This is a genomic window from Peptoniphilus genitalis, from assembly GCF_023614525.1.
GTDB classification, from domain to species: domain Bacteria; phylum Bacillota; class Clostridia; order Tissierellales; family Peptoniphilaceae; genus Peptoniphilus_A; species Peptoniphilus_A genitalis.
Genome location: NZ_CP097885.1, coordinates 1,318,580 through 1,340,538, shown reverse-complemented (window position 1 = coordinate 1,340,538; position 21,959 = coordinate 1,318,580). Strand labels below are relative to the sequence as shown.

Sequence of the window (21,959 nt, the reverse complement as noted above, 5' to 3'; positions counted from 1 at the left end):
AAAATGAACAATAACAACAAACATTTATCCCACAGTCACCATAATCATGGCGACATGGATCATTCAAAACATGAGCACGTAAGCACGGAAGAACATGGAGACCATAAGAATCAACATCACGACCATCATGCTGGTCATGACCACAGTGGGCACGGAGGGCATGACCACCATCATCACGGTAACTTTAAGGAACTTTTCTTAAAATCATTGCCACTAGGAATCATTATTATGCTCTTATCCCCTATGGCTGGGTTTGACCTACCATTCCAGTTTACTTTTCCATATTCTGATATTGTAGTAGCTATTTTATCTACTATATTAATTATTTATGGTGGACGTCCATTCTATCAAGGGGCAGTTGACGAATTTAAACAAAAAGAACCCGGAATGATGGCTCTCGTTTCTTTAGGTTTAAGTGTTTCATATTTATATAGTATTTATACTGTAATAGCAAGCTACGTAACAGGTGAACAAATTATGGATTTTTTCTTTGAATTTGCTTCATTACTATTAATCATGTTATTAGGTCACTGGATTGAGATGAAAGCTATTGGAGAAGCAGGAGATGCACAAGAAGAACTGGCTAAGCTAGTACCAAAAGATGCTCATGTAGTATTAGATGACGATTCAATAGAAACACGACCAGTTGCTGACTTAAAGGTAGGTGATTTAATTCGAGTTCAAGCTGGAGAAAATGTGCCAGCAGACGGAACTATCGAGCGTGGCGAATCACGTGTAAATGAAGCTCTTTTGACTGGAGAATCAAAAGCAGTTAAAAAAGGTCCTGGCGATGAAGTAATCGGAGGCTCAACAAATGGAGAAGGAGTTCTTTATATTAAAGTGAACGAGACAGGTGATCAATCCTTCATCTCTCAAGTTCAGAATTTAATCAGCCAAGCTCAAAGTCAGCCTTCCAGAGCAGAAAATATTGCGCAAAAGGTTGCAGGATGGCTCTTCTATATTGCTGTTATTGTCGCGCTAATTGCTTTTGTAACATGGATGGTTATAGAAGATTTGCCAACGGCAGTTATATTTACTATTACTACATTAGTTATTGCTTGTCCGCACGCATTGGGTCTGGCTATTCCATTGGTAACCGCCCGTAGCACAAGCTTAGGAGCTAGCCGTGGCTTACTAGTAAAAGACCGAGAATCTTTAGAAATAGCTCAAGATGCAGATGTGATGATTTTAGATAAAACGGGTACTTTAACAACTGGTGAGTTTAAAGTATTAGATGTAAAACTTCTTAATGACAAATATACAAAAGAGGAAATCATTGCCTTACTGGCAGGTATTGAAGGAGGATCTAGCCACCCAATTGCTCAATCAATTATAAGCTTCGCCAACCAAGAAGGTATAAGTCCAGTATCCTTTGATTCTATTGATGTAATTTCCGGTGCTGGCGTAGAAGGTAAAGCCAATGGGCACCAATACCAATTAATCAGTCAAAAAGCATACGGACGTAATCTAGATATGGATATTCCAAAAGGAGCAACTCTCAGTGTCTTAGTAGAAAACGATGATGCCATTGGTGCTGTAGCTTTAGGAGACGAATTAAAGCCAACGAGTAAAGAGTTAATAGAAGCTCTTAAAAATAACAATATAGAGCCAATTATGGCAACAGGTGATAATGAAAAAGCGGCTCAAGGAGCGGCGGAAGATTTAGGGATTGAATATAGATCAAATCAATCTCCACAAGACAAATATGAGTTAGTAAAAACACTTAAAGAAGAAGGGAAAAAAGTTATCATGGTAGGTGACGGTGTCAATGATGCTCCTTCTCTTGCCTTGGCAGATGTTGGAATAGCGATCGGTGCAGGAACTCAAGTGGCATTGGATTCAGCTGATGTCATCTTGACTCAATCTGACCCAGGAGATATTGAATCATTCATTGAATTAGCACACAAAACAACTCGTAAAATGAAACAAAATCTCTTTTGGGGAGCTGGTTATAACTTTATAGCTATTCCTCTAGCTGCAGGAATTTTGGCTCCTATTGGTATCACATTAAGCCCTGCATTAGGAGCAATCCTAATGTCTGTGTCAACAGTCATAGTCGCCATTAATGCTATTTTATTAAGATTAGATCCGAAAAAATGACAATTAACATATAGAATAATTGAAACTCCTTAAAGTATCAAGATACAATAGTTTTACAGGAGAAAAAGAGATGTAAGTACTGGCTCTTTGTAAAATCGTGTTGGTAGAAGTAGACGATTTTTCTACCAACACGATTTTTAATTTATTATAGAACTGATTTCTTTTAAAATCCTAAAAGCACCTATTTCAAAACTTTTATATCTTGTTATTCTATTTTCTTGACAATAACACCACCGTCTCCACATGTGTCGTATCCTGAAATAGCTTTAAAATATTTTTCTGTATCACTACTTAAATTTGTAATTTTAGAGCTTTTTTTGTTTGATAAAAGTATTAAATTTTCTAAGCCTAATTTATTTAAAACAAAACTGCTATGGGTTGAAATAATTATTTGACTAGATTCCTTATTACTAATTTCTTGTAGAATATAAATTAAATTATTCATGTTAGAATATGACAAATGGTTTTCTGGCTATTCAATTAAAATTATTTTATCTTTATTTGTATTAATATTATTTAAAGCAAGCTCAGTTTTTAATAAGCATTGTAGCCCTCTACCAGCATTGGAATATGGAATACTATCAAATTCCGTTATCATACTTGATTTCCATTGACTTATATTCAATAATATCTCCAATATCACATTGAAAATACTCACAAATCTTTCCTAATGTTTCTAGACTTACATTTTCGTTTCTTCCCATTTTTGCTATTGTCTTGGGTGTTGTTGCGATTGCACATTGTAAGTCTGTTTTTTTCATATTTTTATCTATTAATAACTTCCATAATTTGTTATATGAAAATCCCATATCATTCTCCAATTCTATATTTTACCTTTCTAAATGTATAGATTAACTATCTAATGAGAGCATATAATACAGATTCCTTTCAATAATATAATTTACTGCGTTAAACTTAGCAAAAAAATAAAGGCAGTCCGAAGATTGCCGATATTTATCTCTCTGCACCTTTGCAATGGCCTTTCTTATTTGACTTGGCTTTATCATCTGTTTTAAAGTTTTTTATTTGCCCTAATATAGACTTTTTATCTTTATCTTGACTCTTTACTTATTTTTTACTTTTAAGAGCTTAGAAGACAAAAATAGATATTATATTAAAACAATATTTCTCCGGTACTGGGACTGGGACGAGACTAAAAATCTGAAAATGTCCTATAATTAGGTGGATTTAGTGATACTAGAAAAATAAAATCTAGTATTTTGAATGATTTGAGATATATCGTACCTTTGGAAAAGAAGAATGGGAATAATCGCAAAATTTTCTGAAATGGTTTGATTACAAGCTATATAGAGAATGAAAAATGGCTACTGGTACTGATATGGTACTGGAAGCTAAAAAGAATAAACTAAATAATAGTTCCAAGTGGTTTACATTTGGACAAAAAATTAGATCATAACTTAAGTGTTATGGTCTTTTTTATTTGATAGGTTGTACAATTAAAAGCGACATCTAGTATAAAATAAATTTAAAAAATCAACTAAAAATATACTCAACATATGAAGAAAAAGAAATTTATATTATAGACCTAGAACAATTTAGAGATTTACAATGGTCACTTTCAAATGCAACAAATAATATAAACCAGACCGTAAAAGCAACTAATACAACGGGAGTCATTTATAAGAAAGATATAGATTATATGAGAGAAAAAATAGAGAAAATATCCAAGGAGTTGTGGGATGTGCATTCACTATTATTAAGGAGGGAATGAAAAAATGTAGAAATTATGATAATATTTAAACTTCTAGTTCAATAATTAAAGTTTTATAATACTACGATATGCTCTATTTCTATAGGAGTGTATAGATATTTAAATGCAAAAAATGTATCAACCCTTACCCTTATGTCAGGATTTAGGTTGATACACAAAATTATTTACAGCCCCCAGTTAAATATAGACAATCAAGATTAACTAGTAATTATCATTTAATCTTAAATTAGTGCGTTCGATTTTAAATTGTACAAATAAGTGTTGACAATCCAAGGTGTAAAAGTTCGAGGCAAGTTGACCCGATGTGTAGAGGGGCAATAAATTGAAAGTTATTTATTATCAATCTCAAAATTTTTTTTTAGCATTTCCAGACTTTGATAAACGATTTCATATTGTTCATCTGTCCATTCTGATGTCAACTTCTGATTAAATTCTTTTAATGCTCTACTTAAAGGTTCATATTTTAATCGTCCTCTTTCTGTAAGATGTATTTTTTTGTTTCTTTTATCTTTAGGGTCTGTTTCTCGTGTGATATATCCTTTTTGCTCTAATGATTTAACCATTCGAGCCGTACCAGCCTTATCTACTTTCACAAGCTTTGTTAATTGATCCTGAGTCAATCCATCCTGTTTTGTAAGTGCCATGTAATAAGGCTCTTCTCCGACACTTATGTCAAATGGAACAACTACATTTTTTAATTCTTGCTGAATACATCTCGATAAATAAGTTATAAGTTTTCCGATACTTTTCTCCACTTTATGCCTCTTTTCTTCTTAAAACTTTGTCCAATATCACATTCCAAAAAATACTCGAAAAATATCCTAATACAACATTAATAGGAAATGAGGAAAAATATATTTTCCAGAAATTCTCATCATATCCCTTCATTCTTAACAATCCGCTTACAGACATAATTGTAGTAAAATATATCGCTGGAATTATTGATGAAAGAACTAAAAAAACAATATATGATTTTCCAGTATATAGTTTCTCTGTTACTTTTGCACCTATAAGTCCAGCCGGAAAAATCAAAGATGCTATACTTGCAACTATAGATTGCAATAATATCATTAAAAGTATAGACGGAAAAACAATTTTTCCAGTATTCATCTGAGACATAATGCAACTCATTGTGCTCCCCATCAATATAGGGAAAATATAACGTTTATATTTCATTACTCTTACATCACTTTTCATAATAAGTGAAGTATACCACAAATTAGTTGATGCGTCAACTAATTTGTTTTTAAGTTTATATCTCTTAAAATAATATTTTAGTGGTGAATTTCGTAGTAAATACTGTTTCTATAAATTTTTCCTTTCAAAGGGTAGCTGGCGGCAGCCAGTGCAGGGGAAGCGTAGCGTCCTCTTTTTGATTTGGAACAGACCATGACTGCGGAAAATCACAGCCCTCTGGCGAGGAGCCTTCGGTCTTTTTTTATTTTACTTACATATTTTTATTTTTGTAAATCTCTTGTGTTTTATTATTGTTAGATATATATTTGACCTATCTAGGAGGTATTATGAAAAATTTTTGGTCTTATGACATAGATGATGCGTTGAAGGAATTAAAATCTGGCCGTGATGGTTTAACTAGTCAAGAGGCTGCCGAGAGGATTGAAACTTATGGTAAGAATGTTTTTGATGAGAAGAAGGCTTCTTCTAACTTCATGATATTTTTATCTCAATTCAAAAGTCCTATTACTTTGATTCTTATCTTTGCTGCTATCTTGTCAATTTTTTTGAAGGATTATTCTGATGGCTTCATTATTTTAATTATAATTTTGATTTCTTCTCTCTTGAGTTATCTTCATGAGAGCAAGGCAAAGGACGCTGTGAAGAAACTCCTTTCTTCTGTTAGTGTTACGTCATCAGTTTTAAGAGATGGAAGTTTTAAAGAGTTAGACAATGCTGATCTAACTCTTGGTGACATAATTAAGGTTAAAACTGGCGACATGATCCCTGCTGATTGTTTGCTTATTGAAAGTAACTCTCTTACAACTGATGAGTCAAGCTTGACTGGGGAGACCTTCCCTGTTGAAAAGTCATGCGGAAAATTAGATGCAAGCACAGGTCTTTCTGCTAGAAAAAATTCTCTTTGGATGGGGACTCATCTTATTAGTGGGTCTGGCAAGGCTCTAATTGTCAACTTGGCAAAGGATACTGAGTTTGGAAAAATTACAAATTCTCTTAGTCAAAGAGATTCGGATACTGACTTCGAAAAGGGCATTAAAAATTTTGGAAATTTAATCTTGCACGTTACAACCCTCTTAATTGGTTTAATTTTCTTGTTTAATATTGTTTTAAATAAGTCTTTTTTGGAATCCTTCATGTTTGCCCTTGCCCTATCTGTTGGTCTAACTCCACAAATGTTGCCAGCTATTATTAGCGTCAACTTGTCACAGGGTGCCAAGAAGATGTCTGAGCAAGGCGTTATTGTGAAAAAATTAAACTCCATCGAAAACTTTGGTTCCATGACAGTTATGTGTTCTGACAAAACTGGAACTATCACTCAAGGTAAGGTTAAGCTCCACTCTAGCCTCAACTTTGCTGGAGAAAATTCTGAAAAATTAAGAAAATTTGCAGGTCTTAATTCATACTTTCAAGAGGGCTATGCAAATCCAATTGATGAGGCTATCTTAAGTGACAAGTCAGAAGATTTTTCTGCCTACAAAAAACTTTTTGAAATCCCCTACTCTTTTGAAAATAAACTCTTGAGTGTCATTGTGAAAACCAATGATGATTTTTCAAATAAAAATTTAATGGTCACCAAGGGGGCCTTTGAAAGCATCTTAAAGATTTGCAAGACTTACGAAGGAAGTGATGGTTCTATTGGTCCAATTGATGATGTGGTCTCTAGTTTAAAAAATTCTTTCAATAAGTATTCAAGTCAAGGCTATAGGGTCTTAGGTCTTTCCTACAAATTTTTAGATGACTCTTGCGACCCTGAAAAAGAAGCTGCCCAAGATATGATCTTCAAGGGTTTCTTGCTCTTCATTGACCCTTTAAAGGAAGACATAAGGGACGTTGTTAGCCATATGAATAAGCTTGGCGTTGCCTTAAAGATGATAACTGGGGACAACCAAGAGATTGCAAAAAATATTGGCAGTCAAATTGGACTTAATCCCGAAAAAATTTTGCTTGGAGAAGATCTAAGTTCTTACTCCATAAGTCAACTTAACAAAAAAGTTTTAGATATTGATATATTTGCTGAAATAAGTCCTAATCAAAAGGAAAAAATCATTAGGTCTTATAAGGAAGCTGGAGAAATTGTTGGCTACATGGGAGATGGCATCAATGATGCTCCTGCCATAAAGGTAGCTGACGTTGGCATATCTGTTGACACTGCTGCTGACACAGCAAAGGATGCAGCTTCGATTGTTCTTTTGCAAAACAGTCTCACTGTCCTCTTGTCTGGCATTAAGGAAGGAAGAAGGACCTTCATCAACACCTTGAAGTATATCTTTGTCGCTACAAGTGCCAACTTTGGAAATATGTTTTCTATGGCAGGCGCAAGTCTTTTCTTGAAGTTTTTGCCCCTCTTGCCTAAGCAAATTCTTCTTACAAACTTGTTAACTGACTTCCCTTCTTTGCAAATTGCATCGGACTCTGTTGATGAGGACTGGTTGAAGAATCCTGTTAAGTGGGACATGAAATTTATTAAGAGGTTTATGGTTGTTTTTGGAATTATATCCTCCCTATTTGACTATGTGACCTTCTTTGTTTTAATTTATATTTTCAAGGCAAAGGAAAGCTATTTCCAAACAGGTTGGATGTTAGAGTCTGTTATCTCAGCTATGGTGGTTATGTTAATCGTTAGGACTGCAAGACCAATTTTTAAAAGCAAACCTTCCAAAAAATTAATCCTAGCTATAGTTTGTGTCAGCATCCTCTTAGTTGGAATAATTTACAGCCCAATTAACTCCTATCTTGGTTTAGTTGACCTTCCTATCAAGGTCCTACTTGCCATGTTTTTAATTTCCTTCGTCTATGCTTTGGTGGCAGAAGCGTTGAAAAAAGAATTTTATAAACGCAACTCCTTTTCAAGAAAATAAATTTAAAGAAAACAATCTTAATAGCTTAGAAAAATTTAGGTCGAGTTAACTCGGCCTTTTTTATTTTTCAAATTTTAAATTTTTGTTCTCTCTCGCTTGTTTTAAATTTATTATGATATCCCTCTTCTTCCTTTCTTATAAGTCCCTTTCAATTGACAACTGGGCTAAATAATTGTATAATCGAAAAAATTACTTTTAACATTTTTACTTATATTTATAAGCTTGTTCTATAAATTTATTTTTCAATTCAAAATTTTATTATTAAGTAGTTTTGATTAAATAATTTTTATTAACTCAAAAATTTTTATTGTGTTAAAAGTTTTTCTTAATTTTACAAAAAGGAGAAAGAGATGAAAGTCGCAAAATTTGGTGGCAGTTCACTTGCCGATGCTCGTCAGCTGAAAAAAGTTAAGGATATTGTACTGGAAGATGAAGCTAGAAAGTACATAGTAGTTTCTGCGCCTGGAAAAGGAGTTAACAACAATCACAAGGTCACTGACCTTCTAGCAATGTGCCACGAGCTAAGTGCGCACGAATTGAATTTTAATGAAGTTTACAAGATCATCGAGAATGTTTATAAGAATATTGTTGATGATCTTGTTTTGGATATAGACATTGATAAGATTCTTGCCGAAGTCAAGGATGAGATCACTAATGGAGCAAGCTACGACTTCGTCATAAGCCGTGGCGAGTTTATAAGTGCCCAAGTCCTTGCAGCCTATCTTGGCTTTGACTTTGTAGATGCAAGAGACTTGATTGCCTTTACCAATGGGGTCTTGGACCTTCCGAAGTCAGAGGAAAAGATTAGAAATCTTCTAACTCAACATGAAAAGGCTGTTGTCCCTGGCTTCTATGGAGAAAAGGAAGACGGCAAGGTCAAAACTTTTTCTCGTGGTGGATCTGATGTGACAGGTTCTGTCATTGCCTCTGCCCTTGATGCAGAGATGTATGAAAACTTCACTGATGTGTCTGGCTTCTTAGTTGCCGACCCCAAAATCGTCAAGAACCCATCCCCTATTGGAACTATCACCTACAAGGAATTGAGGGAGCTTTCCTACATGGGAGCCAAGGTCCTTCACGAAGAGGCAATCTTCCCCCTTAGGGACAAGAACATTCCAATCAATATTAAAAATACTAACGCCCCTCATGAAGAAGGGACTTTGATTCTTTCTCAATGTGACATAAAAAATAAAAATATTTTAACTGGTATCTCTGGCAAAAAAGATTTCACTGTTATAAATCTTGAGAAGGTAAATATGAATAGCGAAAAGGACTTTTTCAGGAAGCTCACTACAGTTTTCGAGTCTAATGATATTTCCATTGAGCACATGCCTTCAAGTATTGATTCAGTTTCTGTCCTTGTTGCAGATTCTTACATCACACCAAAGCTAAACAAGGTTCTTGAAGAGCTAAAGATTTATTTAAACGTGGACAATATTTCTTGGGAAAGGGACATCTCCCTAATTGCCGTTGTTGGACGTGGCATGATCAATGAAAAGGGTGTGTCTTCTAGGACTTTCACTGCCCTTGCCAGAGAAGGAATTAATATTAAGATGATTAGTCAGGGTTCCAGCGAAATCAATATTATTATTGGTGTGGAAACTCAGGATTTTGAAAAAGCAATTCGCGCAATTTATAGAGAATTTTATAAGGAGGACTAAAGATGAAGGTTAATGTAGCAGTTGTAGGTGCAACTGGACTTGTTGGAAGCATGATGTTAAAGGTTTTAAGTGAAGAAAATTTCCCAATAGACAATTTATACTTGTTTAGCTCCAAGAAATCAGCTGGCAAAAAAATTGAATATTGTGGAAAGGAATACACTGTTGAGGAATTAAAGGAAGATTCCTTTGAAGGAAGAGACATTAAGATCGCCCTCTTCTCTGCTGGAGGTGCTGTTAGTGAAAAGTTCGCTCCTATAGCTGCTAAGGCCGGAGTAACTGTTGTTGATAACTCCTCTGCCTTTAGGATGGACCCAGAGGTTCCCCTAGTTGTTCCAGAAATCAATCCTGAAGATATTAAAATGAACAAGGGAATTATTGCAAACCCAAATTGTTCAACTATCCAATCTGTACTTCCACTTAAGCCAATTCACGACAAGTACAAGATCAAGAGGGTAATTTATTCTACTTACCAATCAGTTTCTGGATCTGGCATAAAGGGAATTTCTGACTTGGAAGAAGGAACACAACTTGCTTACAAGTATCCAATTAAGAATAACTGCATCCCACAAATTGATGTCTTCTTAGACAATGGCTACTCCAAGGAAGAAATGAAGATGATTAACGAAACTAAAAAAATTCTTCACGACGACTCTATCCTTGTTACTGCCACAACAGTTCGTGTGCCAGTTAAGTTCTCCCACTCAATTTCCATTAATGTTGAAGTGGAAAGACCTTTTGAAGTGGAAGATGTAAAAAAAATCATCGGCGACTACCCTGGCATGGTACTTCAAGATGATCTTGCCAATGAAGTTTATCCAATGCCCCTAATGGCAGCCGACAAGAATGAAGTTTTTGTTGGCAGAATTAGACGTGACTTCACTGTAGAAAATGGTCTAAACCTATGGTCTTGTGCCGACAACATTAGGAAGGGAGCTGCAACTAACGCAGTGCAAATTGCGGAAAAAGTCTTGGAGGTTTAAGTTGAAAATTGCAATAATGGGCTTTGGCACTGTGGGAACAGGTGTCGAAGAAATTCTATACAAAAAAAGAGATGCCCTTTTAAAAAATCATTTTGATATAAAAATTGAAAAAGTTTTAATTAGAAATAAAAATAAAAAAAGGTCTCCCTTGGCTGGCGACCTCGCTTTCACAGATGATTTTGATGAAATTTTAAATTCTGATGTGGACACAGTTATTGATGTGACATCAAGTCTTGAAGAAACTTACGAAAGAATTGTAGACCTAATGAAGGATGGCAAAAATATTGTCACTGCCAACAAGGCTGTGGTTTCAAAATATTTTGAAGAATTAAATGAGCTTGCTAGAGAAAAGAATATTTATTTCTCCTATGAGGCTGCAGTTGCTGGTGCAATTCCAGTAATCCACCCCATCATGGAAGAGGCCTTCTTCAGCGACATGCATAAGGTCCAAGGGATTTTAAACGGAACTTCCAACTACATCCTTTCAAAGATGGAAGTGGAAGGGTCCTCCTATGACGAGGTCCTAAGGGAAGCACAAGAACTTGGATATGCCGAGGCAGATCCTACTGCTGATGTTGGCGGCTTTGATGCCATGAGAAAGATTAGAATTTTATCTTCTCTCATCTACAATGCAAAAATAAATGAAGAAGAAATTTTTACTTTTGGCATTCAAAATGTAAATAAATCTGATTTTGATTTCGCAAAGGAAAAAGGCTATTCCATTAGACTTCTTGCAAAGTCAGAGCTCGCAAAGGATAAAATAAATATTTCTGTAGTACCTACATTTATAAAGGATAATTTCTTTGCAAAGACTTTTGGTGGAACTAATGGAGTAAAGGTCTGGGGAGAAAATTTCTCTGCCTACGAGCTAAAGGGACCTGGTGCAGGCAAGCTTGAAACTGCCGATGCAGTTATGCGTGACCTCTTGAGAGTTCTTGCAAGAAGAGAAATCAAGACTTTTTATGACGCGGGAAATTCTTATGAAGTCGAAAATAATTTGAAAAATAAATTTTATGTAAGGACTAGTGAAGTTTCAGAAAAATTAAAAGACCTGATAGAAGAAGAAAAAGTCCTAGACGACCAACACTTAATTATTACAAAGAAAGTTTCCCTTGATGACTTGAGAGATGCCCTAGGCGACCTTTCACAAGTTTTCTTGGCAGAAATTGAGGAGGACCTATGAAATTTTTATCAACAAGAAATTCAAATTTAAAAATTTCTGGCAGAGAAGCCATTGTTAAGGGAATCTCTGAAGATGGCGGACTCTTTGTCCCAGAATCCTTCCCTAGCTTCGACATAATGGAAAATTTGGACCTATCATACACAGACTTGGCCCACAAGATTCTTTCCTTATATTTGACAGACTTTGACAAGGATGACTTGTTAAAAATTATAGAAAAATCCTACGCATCCTTTGAAGATGAAATTGTAAATATTTCTTACCAAAAGGATTTTTACCTAGAACTTTATCATGGCAGGACTTCTGCCTTTAAGGACTTTGCCCTTTGCCTTCTTCCAAACCTCTTGGCTTATGCAAAAAAATCTCTGGGCATCAAGGACAAGACATTAATCCTTACTGCAACATCTGGCGACACTGGTAAGGCTGCCCTTGAAGGTTTTTACAACACAGAGGACATTGACATCTTGGTCCTATATCCAACAGAAGGTGTGAGCTCCATCCAAAAGGCTCAAATGGATACAACAGGATCTTTAAATTCAAAAGTTATTTCCATTGATGGAAACTTTGACGATGCTCAATCTGCTGTGAAAAAAATATTTAACGATGTAGCTATAAAGGAAGAGCTTAATAAAGAAAATATTTATCTTTCTTCTGCCAACTCCATAAACATTGGCAGACTCCTTCCCCAAATTGTTTATTATTTTTATTCCTATGCAGACCTAGTTAAAAATAAAAAAATAGATGCTGGCGAAAAAATTTCCTTCTGCGTCCCAACTGGTAACTTTGGAGACATCTTGGCAGGTTATTACGCCAAGGAAATGGGTCTGCCAGTTGACAAACTTGTAATTGCATCAAATGACAACAATGTTTTGACAGACTTCTTCACTACTGGGACTTACGATGCCAACAGAGACCTTGTAAAGACAATTTCTCCTTCCATGGACATCTTAGTTTCATCAAATCTTGAGAGACTAATCTTCCACAAGTCATCAGATGCTGTTGTTAAAGAAAAGATGGATGACCTAAGGGACAAGGGAGTCTTTGACTTCGAGGGAGACTTCAATGAATTCTTGTGTGGCTATGCCAATGAAGACGAGACAAGGAAAACTATTAAGAAGGTCTTTGAAGAAGAAAATTATTTAATTGACCCTCACACAGGGGTGGCAAAAAATATTGTAGACAAGCTTGGATTTGAAAAGACTGTGATTTTGTCAACTGCAAGTCCCTACAAGTTTTCTTCAACAGTCCTTGAGGCCCTTGGAGAAAATCTTTCAGATGACGAGTTTGAAAACATAAATATTCTTCACGAAAAAACTGGAGTGAAGATTCCATCTGAAATTAAAAAATTGAAAAATAAAAAAATTCTTCACAAGACAAAAATTCAAAAAAATGAAATCGAAGAAGAAGTTTTAAAATTTGCAAAACGTGGCAAGAGAATTTCTGTCCCAGCAACTTCTGCCAACCTAGGACCTGGCTTTGACGTACTTGGACTTGCCCTTGACCTTGCCAACACTTGTGAATTTAAATTGACTGATAATAAAGAGGAATTTGAAAATAATTTAAAAACAAATTTAATCTACAAGGCCTACAAGTATGCCTTCGACTTCTACGATAAAGAAGTCCTTCCTGTTGACTTTGACCTTGACGCAAACATTCCCCTTTCACGTGGTCTTGGATCATCAGCTGCCTGCATTGTCATGGGCATTATGGCAGCCTTCGAGGTCATGAAGAGAGACTTTGATAAGAAGGAGATTTTAAAAATTGCAACAAAGATGGAAGGCCATCCAGACAATGTGGCTCCAGCAATTTTTGGAAATGCTGTGGCTTCAATCTTAAAAGATGACCAAGTCTATGTAGAAAAATTTGAAATTTCAAATAATTTTAAATTCTTGGCAATAATTCCTGACTTCAAACTACCTACAAAGGAAGCAAGGGATGTCTTGCCAAAGACTTACTCAAAGGAAGATGTTGTCTTTAACCTATCAAGGCTTTCCATGGTCATCTTGTTCCTAATCTCTGGCGACCAAGAAAACTTAAAAGTTGCCCTTGATGACAAGATTCACGAGCCCTACAGGTTAAAACTAATTCCAGAAATTCATGAGATTGAAAAAATTATTTATGATAGCGATGCCCTTGGTCACTACCTAAGTGGTGCCGGCTCAACAATAATGCTAGTCTTAAAGGCCAAGGACAAGACTTCAGAAGAGGAAATAAAAAATAACTTAGACAAACTCGCAAATTCTTATGAAGTTGTGGCACTTGACCTTGATAAAAAGGGAGCCTTCATAATTTAAAATTTTGACTTTACAGAAACTTATGAAATAAAATTTTTAAAAACAAGGTCGGATTGTCGACCTTGTTCTTTATTTATATGACAATTTCTGATAAAATAGTTTTAAAATATTTTTAAAAACGTGAAAGGAGCTCACATGAAAAATTTTAAGGTCAGAGACCTTGTCGTCACTTCACTATTTATTGCACTTGTATATGTATTCACTTGGGTTGTAAAAATTCAACTTCCCTTCTCTCCCAACGGAGGCTTAATTCACTTGGGCAATGTACCCTTCTTCTTGGCAGCCATATTTTTTGACAAGAGAGTTGGCATGACAGCAGGAGCCTTGGGCATGGGACTCTTCGACCTCACAAGTGGATGGATCCTTTGGTCACCAATGACTGTGATCTCAGCACTTATTATGGGCTACATACTTAACAAGATGAACTACAAGAAGTACACTCTTAAAAGTTTAATCTTGTCCTTCATTCTTGTTGCCCTTGTAAAAGTTGTTGTTTATTACATAGGAGAAATTTTTATCTTGTCTTCCTTTGCTGCACCCCTTGCATCAATACCAGGCAACCTAATTCAAATTGGAGTATCATCCATCATCGTCCTTGTGATATTAAAACCCATGGAAAAAGTTTTTAATAGCATAAAATAAAAAAGATAGCTAGATTAAATTTTCTAGCTATCTTTCTTTTTTATAAAGTTTTAAAAATTATCTTGGATTATTATTTCCCTATTTTTATTTATGTCCTCTGCCTTCTTTAGCATTCTCTCAAGGTCTTTTTCATCGAAATTGTAAACAGAGTTGCAGAAATAGCAATTTACTTCTGCCTTCTTGTCTTCTTCTAAAATTTCTCTAATTTCTTTTGGGCCAACTGACACTATGGCATCTTCAACTTTTTCACGAGAGCAGTTGCACTTGTACTCAATATCTCTCTTTTCAAGGACCTTGTAGTTCATGCCTTCCATTAAAATTTCAATTAACTTTTCTGCGTCGTGGTACTCATCAATTACTGAAGTTACATTCTTTAACTTCTTCAAGTTTTCTTCCAGCTTTGCAATTTCTTCTTCCCTGCAGTCTGGCATTAGTTGAACTATGAAGCCACCTGCTGCCTTTATTGAATAGTCAACATCAACTAGGACTCCAAGTCCAACTGCTGATGGAACTTGATCTGATTGCAAGAAGTAAACTGCAAGGTCTTCTGCGATTTCTCCACTTGTTAGGTTGACTGTCCCTGTGTAAGGCTTCTTCATTCCAACGTCCATTGTCACAGTAAGGGTTCCTTGGCCCACTGCTCCAGCAACGTCAATCTTGCCGTCGGACTTTCTTATTGGAAGGTCAGCCCCAGGTCTTGCAACGTAACCCTTTACATAGCCGTCGTTTTTACAAGTTGCAACAATGGGACCTGCTGGTCCATTTCCGTTAATGGAAAGAGTTATTGAGTCCTTTTCATTTTTTTGCCATGATCCAATAATTGCTGTTGCAGTTAAAACCCTGCCAAGGGCTGCTGCAGTTGTCTTTGATAGATTGTGAATCTTTGCTGCCTCTTCAACTACATCAGTTGTTATGGCAGCAGAAATTTTTATTGTTTCTGTTTCATCTATTGCTCTTAAAATATATCCCAAATTTACCTCCTTGCGATTATTGTGTATCTCGAAGTTTTATCACTTGCTTCTTTAAAGTCGTAGTCGTCATAAACTTCTATGTCACAAAATCCAATCTCTTCTAAAATATTTTTCACATAAGAAAGGTCGTAGGCCCTCTCTAGGTGCTCTTCATAAAATCTCTTATAATTGTTGTCTTCAGTGTTTCTAAAAAAATTAACTCCATAGGTGTTGAGCTTTGACTCCCCATCAAAAATATTTTCCCAGATGTAAAAGACGTCTTCAACTTCGTCCACAGTTACGGGGTCAATGTTTTTGAACTTGTACTCTGTATTGAGGTCAAAGATAAAGATCCCACCATCTCTTAGGTGGTCATAGGCTGACCTCAAGGCTGCCTCAAAGTCTTCCCTCTCTATTAAATAATTTAAGCTATCGCCAACTGAGACTATGGCGTCATAAGTCCCTGGGGCAGAAAAACCTGCCATGTTTTGCTTAAAAAGTCTTAAATTTCTACTCCTAATCTTATTTTCGCAGACTGCCAACATGTCCTCTGATAGGTCAAAGGCATGGACCTTGTAGTCCTTCACCAACTTTTCTGTGAGACCTCCTGTCCCACAAGCCATTTCTAAAATTAAGTCAGCTTCTAGAGATTTTTTCCCTAGAAGCTCTCCTATAAATTTATAAATTTTTTCGTAGTCAAGGTCGTACATGAGCTTGTCGTAAAAATAAGCAAAATCTCCGTACATCATGATCTAACTTCAAGCTCCTTTAAAATTTCTTCTAAGACCCTAGTGGAGTTTTCGTGGATTACTACATCGGCACGCCTATCCATTGGTGTTGGGTCATTGTTAATTATAATCAAGTGGTCCACGTAGTTTGGCAAGAAGTTTACTGGCGAAACAGTAAGGGATGAGCCAACAACTATTAGGGTGTCAGTGGAATCAAGTTCCCTTGCTCCCCTCTCGAAGTCGTCTGGCATCATGTCGCCAAACATTACAACGTTAGGCCTTATTACTCCGCCACAAGCATCGCACTTTGGTGGAATTTCTCCAGCCTCAACCTTTTTTCTCATTAGAGCAAAGGGATATTCCTTTCCACACTTCATGCAGTGAGTTCCACGAGTTTCGCCATGAACTTCGTAGATGTTTTTGGAACCAGCCTTAGCATGAAGGTTGTCAATGTTTTGTGTTATTATGCCAGCAAGATAACCCTCCTCTTCCATCATGGCAAGTGCCTTGTGGCCTCCGTTGGGTTCTTGGTCATTTAGGTCTTCTAAAATCTTGTAGCCCTCCTTATAAAAAATTTCTGGATGGTTTAAAAGTCTGTCCTTAGAAAGGGCAAGGGCTGGGTCCATCTTGGAATAATAGCCAGATGATGACCTGAAGTCAGGAATACCTGAATCTGTAGAAATACCTGCACCAGTTAGGGCAAAAACCTTCTTTGATTTTAAAATTAAATCTGCTGCTTCTCTAATCTTATCCATATCCTATCTCCTTAAAAAACAATATAGTGATAGATGAAATACAAAATCACAAGGGCAATAAGGGGCACAAAGTTGAACAAGTCAATAGCCTCTACGTCCCTATACCTAATCTTAACTTGACCTTCAGCCTGATTTTCCTTCTTTAGATTTTTCAAAATAAGCCTGCTAAAGACTATTGAGAAAATAGAAAGGACAACTAAAATTATAATTATTGAAAGCTCAAGAGATCCAATCTCACGAGAAAATTTTGTCTGCCTCAAAAAGTTAAATACTCTTTCATTTACATACCTGGCAGATAAAACTGCAAGGACGTTATTGACAAAGTGACCCAAGATTGCAGGCAGAATTGAGCCTGTAACTTCAATTAAACTTGCAAATAAAAGTCCCAACAAGAAGGGAGCTATAAAATTTTGGATGTCAAAGTGGAAGAGGGCAAAGACAAGAGCCGACACCACTATGGCAAACCTCTCTCCATAGACATTATAGGCATTGGTGAGGGTTCCCCTAAAGAAAACTTCTTCACAAATTGCCGGCACAAGGCACATGAAGATTAAATAATTAAAAATCGGAACATTTTGTAGCATTAACTCCATGGGAAAATTTTTGTATTCAATAAAGTTTGAAAGAAGGGACAAAAATACTCCGTTAAGAAGCAAAATCACAGGATAAATTAATACCACAAGGATTATTGTAAGTCCCAAGCTCTTCATTGGGACCTTTTTGACCTTTAGGACCTCTTTAATTCTTCCTGTAGAAGAAATAAGTAGGGCTGGAATCAAAACAATGACCACTTCTGTTATTAGGGTCCCCCAAAAACTAAAACGTTCCTGAATATTAAAGCCAATTGTCAGAAATATAATTGCAAGAACGAGAGTCAAGGAGTTGACACTCATTACATTTAAATTTTTCTTCTTAAAGTTTTTCATTTTTTTCTTTATAAGTGTAGATGTAAGGGACATTCCTGTAGTGGTCGCCATAGTTTAGACCGTAACCAACTATAAAGAGGTCCTCAATTTCAAAGCCAACATAGTCGGCGCTTACATCTGCCTCTCTCCTTGAAGGTTTATCTAACAATACGCAAGTCTTTATGGACTTAGGTTTATAAGTCATTAACTTTTCCTTCACAGCATAAAGGGTATTACCTGTGTCCAATATGTCGTCAACTATTAGGACATTTCTTCCCTCAATGTTTGTGCGAAGGTCTGTCAAGAACCTAACCTCTCCACTGGAGCTTTCGCTGTGGCCGTAACTTGACGTTGTTAAAAAATCTATTTCAACTAATCTATCTATCTCTCTAACTAAGTCTGCTGCAAAGATAAAACTTCCCCTTAAAAGAGAAATAACTACGAAATCATCTTCGAAGTCTTTTTCAATCATCTTGCCCAGGCTTACAACTTTTTCTTGTATCTCTTCACGAGAAAATAAAATTTCTTTTTCCATAATTCCTCCAAGTACATTATATCAAAAACTTGTAAAAATTCATCTTTAATTGCCATTATGAACCTAGCTTTGGTATAATACCCTAGAAGGTGATCTTATGAAAAAAAGTTCTTTTGAACTTGCATTGAATAAATTATTGATCCTCTACATAATAGACAACTTCAACCACAGACTAAAGGAGAATGACCTGTCTTATTTTGTATTGGATATTGAGCTCTTTAATTATTTTTACTTCAAACAATATTTAAAGGAGCTAGAGTCAACGGGCCTTGTCCTCTTTGACAATGACAAAAAATATTATCTATCAGAGGATGGAGTCAAGACCTTAAATATTTTCTACGAGCAAATACCTGAAGAAAATATAAAATTTTTGGACGAGAAGATGGAAGCCTACCACCACGAATTACTTTTAAAAAATTCTGTCTCAGCAGAAGTCATGGAAAGAGATGGGAGCCACTACGCTCAACTAAAAATTAGAGACGACGAGATCGAAGTATTAAATTTAAAAATTGAAACTTCAGACGCCACTATGGCGAAGAAAATTTCTGCTAACTTCAAAAAAAATCCAGAAGAAATTTATTCAGAGATTTTAAAAATCTTGACAGAAGAAGAAAATAAATAAGCAAAAGAAAAAGGACCAGGTCGGTCCTTTTTTGTTAGAGTTTTTCTAAGAATATATTTTTATTTTACTATTTTACCTTATCATAAGTTATTTATATTGCGTAGTCCCTCATATTTCTTCCGGCAATGGCAACTGTTGATGCATTGTGTAGGAAGGCTGAGCGAGTGTTTGTCACATAGCCTAAGACTCCAAGAATAATTAGGGCTCCGTTAAAGGAAATAATTTCCCTGTAATTTCTGTGAATTCTTCCTTCGAGAGCTCTTGCAATTTTTATTACGTCGATGAGTTCCTTTAGGGAGTCAGACTTAATAGATATGTCTGCAATTTCCTTTGCAATGTCTGCACCTTCATGCATTGAGATGCCAACATCTGCTGATGAAAGAGCAATGGAGTCGTTGATGCCGTCTCCAATCATAACTACAGTTCTGCCTGCTTCCTTTTCCCTATCTACATAATTTTTCTTGTCTTCTGGTAAGACTTGAGACTCGTAATAATCAAGCTCAAGTTCTTTTGCTACAGCTCTTGCAGAATTTTCTGCGTCGCCAGTTAGCATTGCAATTCTTGTGAAGCCAAGTTCTCTTAGGGCATCAATAGTGAATTTTGCATCTTCACGAACTGGGTCCTTGATGCAAATTACTGCAATTAGTTTTTCATCAAAAGCAAGATATAAAAGTGAATAGTCTTCTTTTAACTCTTCAATCTTATCTTCTTGATCCTTGTCTATTTGAATCTTTTCATCTTCAAGTATGAAGTGGGCAGATCCTATTAAGGCAGGTTTTCCTTCAATAGTTGATTTTATTCCATGAGCCACAATGTACTCTGGCTTTGAGTGCATTTCTTCGTGCTTAAGGTCCTTGTCCTTAGCAGCCTTTACAACTGCATTGGCAATTGAGTATGGAAAGTGTTCTTCAAGACAAGCTGCAATCCTTAGACATTCATCTTCATCATGGTCGTAGAAGGCAATTACCTTCTCAACCTTTGGTTCTGACTTTGTAAGAGTTCCTGTCTTGTCAAAAACTATGGAGTCAGCGTGGGCTAACTTTTCAAGATACCTTCCACCCTTTACAAGAATTTCTCTTTCTGATGCCGATGAGATTGCCTTCATTGTTGCAATTGGCATTGTTAGTTTTAGGGCGCAAGAGAAGTCCACCATTAAGAAGGACTTGGCCTTGATAAAGTTCCTTGTCAAAAGATAAGTTAGTCCTGCTCCAAGGAAGGAATATTTTACAATTGAATCTGCAAGAGATTCTGCCCTCTTTTCTGCAAGAGACTTATTCTTTTCACTTTCTCCAATTAATTCTATTATGTGGTTGATTCTTGAGTCGTCATATTTTTTGGCAGTCTTTACTAAGAGAGCTCCTTCTTCTAAGACAGTGCCTGCAAATACAGTCTTGCCTTCAGTCTTTTTAACAGGAAGGGACTCACCAGTTAGGGAGGCCTCGTTGACCATGCCGTAACCCCTAATTATTTCTCCATCAACAGGAATAGTTGAACCCATGTTGACTTCAACAAGTTCGCCAATTTCTACTTCTTCAAGTTTCTTTAAATACTTCTTATCTCCCTCAACTACAAAGACCTTGTCAACATTTAATTTTAAGGACTGAGCTAGGTCATCCTTAGACTTCTTTAGTGTGTACTCTTCTAGTTCTTCGCCAAGTCCTAGCAAGAACATAATGCTACCTGCGTCGCCAAACTCTCCATCAAGTATAGATACACCAATTGCTGTTGCATCAAGTAGGCTCACGTCAAGCCTTCTATTCTTAAGGCTCCTTAAACCAGCCTTGATGTAAGGGATGGATTTTATAATTACGCCAATTGGTCTCAAAGGCATTGGCATAATTTTTGTAAAGAAAATCCTCCTGTACATGGCGTCACGCAAGATGTGAAATACTTCCCTATTATTTTGTGGTACAAAGTCTGGATCATCGATTTCAAAGTCATCTAAGTCACTTAAGTCAAAGTCCAAGATAAATCTTGCAATCTTAGGAAGAAATTTCTCTTCATAAGTTACAGTTATTGAATTGGCAAGGGGAGAAATTTTGCAAAACTTAACTCCCTCAAGCTCTTCAATTTTATATTTTAATTTATTTACATTGGAATCTGGAAGGCTCCCTTCGTAAGTGAAACGAGCTCTCCCCAGAGTCCTGCTAGCAATAGAAGCAATCATCTTAGTCTTCTACTTCTTCTTCAACAACTTCTTCTTCAACAACTTCTGCATCAGCAACTTTTTCTATGTCTACTTGAGCCTTTCTTTCAGCTTCCTTCTTTTCGTCTTCAGCTTTTTTAATTTTTGCTTCAGCAAGAATATCTTCGCTAGTAACTTTTACATTTTCAAGATTCTTGTCGATGCCTTCTTTGATTTTTAAACCACCAGCAACAGTATTAACTGCTAATTTTTTTGCAGTATCTGATGAAAGAATTTTTCCACCAAGGGCACCTACTACTAAACCTAATCCTAAATTAATTAATCTCTTATTCATTATAAAAAACCTCCTAAATTTTTTCTTTGCCTTCATTATACCCAATAATCTATAAATTACAATCATTTTTTTAAAAAATTTCCTAATTAAGCAAAATTTTAAAATAATTTTTCAATAATACAATGATATTTAAAATCAATTATTTACTAATTTATGGCTACTTGAAATAAATCTTAATATTGTTAATGATTCCTACTTTAATTTTGATTACATTTATCATCAATAGCTAATATAACATAAATTGATTTTTGATTTCAATTTTGAAAATCTTATAGTATCCCAAACCTTGTATCCCTTTAAGCCCTATTAAATTGATTTAAGGAGTTTTTATTGTATAGAA

General features: G+C 35.8%; 19 protein-coding genes. 9 read left to right on the top strand and 10 right to left on the bottom strand.

Features of this window, described 5'->3' with window-relative positions; translation table 11 throughout:
• The first annotated feature begins 3 nt into the window (after nucleotides 1-3).
• The gene (locus tag M9426_RS06285; protein ID WP_250341676.1) at nucleotides 4-2,100 is read left to right on the top strand and encodes a heavy metal translocating P-type ATPase; all 2,097 of its coding nucleotides are present in this window, start codon (nucleotides 4-6) and stop codon (nucleotides 2,098-2,100) included.
• A gap of 581 nt (nucleotides 2,101-2,681) precedes the next feature.
• On the opposite strand, the gene M9426_RS06280 is transcribed toward M9426_RS06285, so the two are convergent.
• The gene (locus M9426_RS06280) at nucleotides 2,682-2,909 is read right to left on the bottom strand and encodes a helix-turn-helix domain-containing protein (RefSeq protein WP_019034280.1); all 228 of its coding nucleotides are present in this window, start codon (nucleotides 2,907-2,909) and stop codon (nucleotides 2,682-2,684) included.
• A 671-nt stretch (nucleotides 2,910-3,580) separates the two neighbouring features.
• Between M9426_RS06280 and M9426_RS06275 the strand changes: the two genes are divergently transcribed.
• Nucleotides 3,581-3,832 (top strand): mobilization protein, encoded by a 252-nt coding sequence (locus M9426_RS06275; protein ID WP_072071454.1) that lies wholly within the window; start codon nucleotides 3,581-3,583, stop codon nucleotides 3,830-3,832.
• A 329-nt stretch (nucleotides 3,833-4,161) separates the two neighbouring features.
• Here M9426_RS06275 and M9426_RS06270 read toward each other — a convergent pair whose 3' ends face one another.
• Together M9426_RS06270 and M9426_RS06265 are read right to left on the bottom strand one after the other, a co-directional pair.
• Nucleotides 4,162-4,587 carry a MarR family winged helix-turn-helix transcriptional regulator gene (locus M9426_RS06270; protein ID WP_005957777.1) on the bottom strand — a complete coding sequence of 142 codons (426 nt, stop codon included), beginning with the start codon at nucleotides 4,585-4,587 and terminating at the stop codon, nucleotides 4,162-4,164.
• A 1-nt stretch (nucleotide 4,588) separates the two neighbouring features.
• Complete coding sequence (locus M9426_RS06265; RefSeq protein WP_250341675.1) at nucleotides 4,589-4,963, bottom strand: hypothetical protein; 375 nt, start codon at nucleotides 4,961-4,963, stop codon at nucleotides 4,589-4,591.
• A 392-nt stretch (nucleotides 4,964-5,355) separates the two neighbouring features.
• Here M9426_RS06265 and mgtA point away from each other — a divergent pair, with 392 nt between their 5' ends.
• From mgtA to M9426_RS06235, 6 genes are all read left to right on the top strand, one after another.
• The gene (gene mgtA / locus M9426_RS06260; RefSeq protein WP_250341674.1) at nucleotides 5,356-7,887 is read left to right on the top strand and encodes a magnesium-translocating P-type ATPase; all 2,532 of its coding nucleotides are present in this window, start codon (nucleotides 5,356-5,358) and stop codon (nucleotides 7,885-7,887) included.
• Nucleotides 7,888-8,237: 350 nt separating this feature from the next.
• On the top strand, nucleotides 8,238-9,548 hold the full coding sequence (locus M9426_RS06255; RefSeq protein WP_250341673.1) for an aspartate kinase: 1,311 nt from the start codon (nucleotides 8,238-8,240) through the stop codon (nucleotides 9,546-9,548).
• Nucleotides 9,549-9,550: 2 nt separating this feature from the next.
• On the top strand, nucleotides 9,551-10,528 hold the full coding sequence (locus M9426_RS06250) for an aspartate-semialdehyde dehydrogenase (RefSeq protein WP_250341672.1): 978 nt from the start codon (nucleotides 9,551-9,553) through the stop codon (nucleotides 10,526-10,528).
• A gap of 1 nt (nucleotide 10,529) precedes the next feature.
• A complete protein-coding gene (locus M9426_RS06245; protein WP_250341671.1) occupies nucleotides 10,530-11,711 on the top strand; it encodes a homoserine dehydrogenase in 1,182 nt (393 codons plus the stop codon).
• Complete coding sequence (thrB, locus tag M9426_RS06240; protein ID WP_250341670.1) at nucleotides 11,708-14,002, top strand: homoserine kinase; 2,295 nt, start codon at nucleotides 11,708-11,710, stop codon at nucleotides 14,000-14,002. Before M9426_RS06245 ends, thrB begins: the two co-directional genes overlap by 4 nt.
• A gap of 135 nt (nucleotides 14,003-14,137) precedes the next feature.
• Nucleotides 14,138-14,644, top strand: a complete 507-nt coding sequence (locus M9426_RS06235; protein WP_250341669.1) for an ECF transporter S component — start codon at nucleotides 14,138-14,140, stop codon at nucleotides 14,642-14,644.
• A 50-nt stretch (nucleotides 14,645-14,694) separates the two neighbouring features.
• Here the strand turns inward: M9426_RS06235 and hslO are convergent, their stop codons facing one another.
• Genes hslO through hpt form a run of 5 tightly spaced genes read right to left on the bottom strand, consistent with a single transcriptional unit; the run spans nucleotide 14,695 to nucleotide 18,517 of the window.
• Nucleotides 14,695-15,615, bottom strand: a complete 921-nt coding sequence (hslO, locus tag M9426_RS06230) for an Hsp33 family molecular chaperone HslO (RefSeq protein WP_250341668.1) — start codon at nucleotides 15,613-15,615, stop codon at nucleotides 14,695-14,697.
• 2 nt (nucleotides 15,616-15,617) lie between these two features.
• Entirely contained in the window at nucleotides 15,618-16,343 is a 726-nt protein-coding gene (locus M9426_RS06225; protein WP_250341667.1) for a class I SAM-dependent DNA methyltransferase, read from the bottom strand.
• Complete coding sequence (locus M9426_RS06220; protein WP_250341666.1) at nucleotides 16,340-17,077, bottom strand: SIR2 family NAD-dependent protein deacylase; 738 nt, start codon at nucleotides 17,075-17,077, stop codon at nucleotides 16,340-16,342. The genes M9426_RS06225 and M9426_RS06220 overlap by 4 nt, the downstream gene beginning before the upstream one ends.
• Before the next feature lie 11 nt (nucleotides 17,078-17,088).
• Nucleotides 17,089-18,003: a type II CAAX endopeptidase family protein gene (locus tag M9426_RS06215; protein ID WP_250341665.1), complete on the bottom strand. Its 915-nt coding sequence runs from the start codon at nucleotides 18,001-18,003 to the stop codon at nucleotides 17,089-17,091.
• Nucleotides 17,990-18,517 (bottom strand): hypoxanthine phosphoribosyltransferase, encoded by a 528-nt coding sequence (hpt, locus tag M9426_RS06210; RefSeq protein WP_005957802.1) that lies wholly within the window; start codon nucleotides 18,515-18,517, stop codon nucleotides 17,990-17,992. The genes M9426_RS06215 and hpt overlap by 14 nt, the downstream gene beginning before the upstream one ends.
• Before the next feature lie 97 nt (nucleotides 18,518-18,614).
• Between hpt and M9426_RS06205 the strand changes: the two genes are divergently transcribed.
• Complete coding sequence (locus tag M9426_RS06205; RefSeq protein ID WP_250341664.1) at nucleotides 18,615-19,139, top strand: DUF4364 family protein; 525 nt, start codon at nucleotides 18,615-18,617, stop codon at nucleotides 19,137-19,139.
• A 91-nt stretch (nucleotides 19,140-19,230) separates the two neighbouring features.
• Here M9426_RS06205 and M9426_RS06200 read toward each other — a convergent pair whose 3' ends face one another.
• Nucleotides 19,231-21,306, bottom strand: coding sequence for a heavy metal translocating P-type ATPase (locus tag M9426_RS06200; protein WP_250341663.1), 2,076 nt, complete (start codon nucleotides 21,304-21,306; stop codon nucleotides 19,231-19,233).
• Between the two features lies 1 nt (nucleotide 21,307).
• Entirely contained in the window at nucleotides 21,308-21,619 is a 312-nt protein-coding gene (locus tag M9426_RS06195; protein WP_148465155.1) for a DUF6110 family protein, read from the bottom strand.
• Nucleotides 21,620-21,959 lie beyond the last annotated feature (340 nt).

Coding starts and splice junctions, on each gene's coding strand:
- M9426_RS06285 (WP_250341676.1), top strand. CDS start 4: ATGAACAATAACAACAAACATTTATCCCACAGTCACCATAATCATGGC.
- M9426_RS06280 (WP_019034280.1), bottom strand. CDS start 2,909: ATGGGATTTTCATATAACAAATTATGGAAGTTATTAATAGATAAAAAT.
- M9426_RS06265 (WP_250341675.1), bottom strand. CDS start 4,963: ATGAGTTGCATTATGTCTCAGATGAATACTGGAAAAATTGTTTTTCCG.
- mgtA (WP_250341674.1), top strand. CDS start 5,356: ATGAAAAATTTTTGGTCTTATGACATAGATGATGCGTTGAAGGAATTA.
- M9426_RS06255 (WP_250341673.1), top strand. CDS start 8,238: ATGAAAGTCGCAAAATTTGGTGGCAGTTCACTTGCCGATGCTCGTCAG.
- M9426_RS06250 (WP_250341672.1), top strand. CDS start 9,551: ATGAAGGTTAATGTAGCAGTTGTAGGTGCAACTGGACTTGTTGGAAGC.
- thrB (WP_250341670.1), top strand. CDS start 11,708: ATGAAATTTTTATCAACAAGAAATTCAAATTTAAAAATTTCTGGCAGA.
- M9426_RS06235 (WP_250341669.1), top strand. CDS start 14,138: ATGAAAAATTTTAAGGTCAGAGACCTTGTCGTCACTTCACTATTTATT.
- M9426_RS06225 (WP_250341667.1), bottom strand. CDS start 16,343: ATGATGTACGGAGATTTTGCTTATTTTTACGACAAGCTCATGTACGAC.
- M9426_RS06220 (WP_250341666.1), bottom strand. CDS start 17,077: ATGGATAAGATTAGAGAAGCAGCAGATTTAATTTTAAAATCAAAGAAG.
- M9426_RS06215 (WP_250341665.1), bottom strand. CDS start 18,003: ATGAAAAACTTTAAGAAGAAAAATTTAAATGTAATGAGTGTCAACTCC.
- hpt (WP_005957802.1), bottom strand. CDS start 18,517: ATGGAAAAAGAAATTTTATTTTCTCGTGAAGAGATACAAGAAAAAGTT.
- M9426_RS06205 (WP_250341664.1), top strand. CDS start 18,615: ATGAAAAAAAGTTCTTTTGAACTTGCATTGAATAAATTATTGATCCTC.
- M9426_RS06200 (WP_250341663.1), bottom strand. CDS start 21,306: ATGATTGCTTCTATTGCTAGCAGGACTCTGGGGAGAGCTCGTTTCACT.
- M9426_RS06195 (WP_148465155.1), bottom strand. CDS start 21,619: ATGAATAAGAGATTAATTAATTTAGGATTAGGTTTAGTAGTAGGTGCC.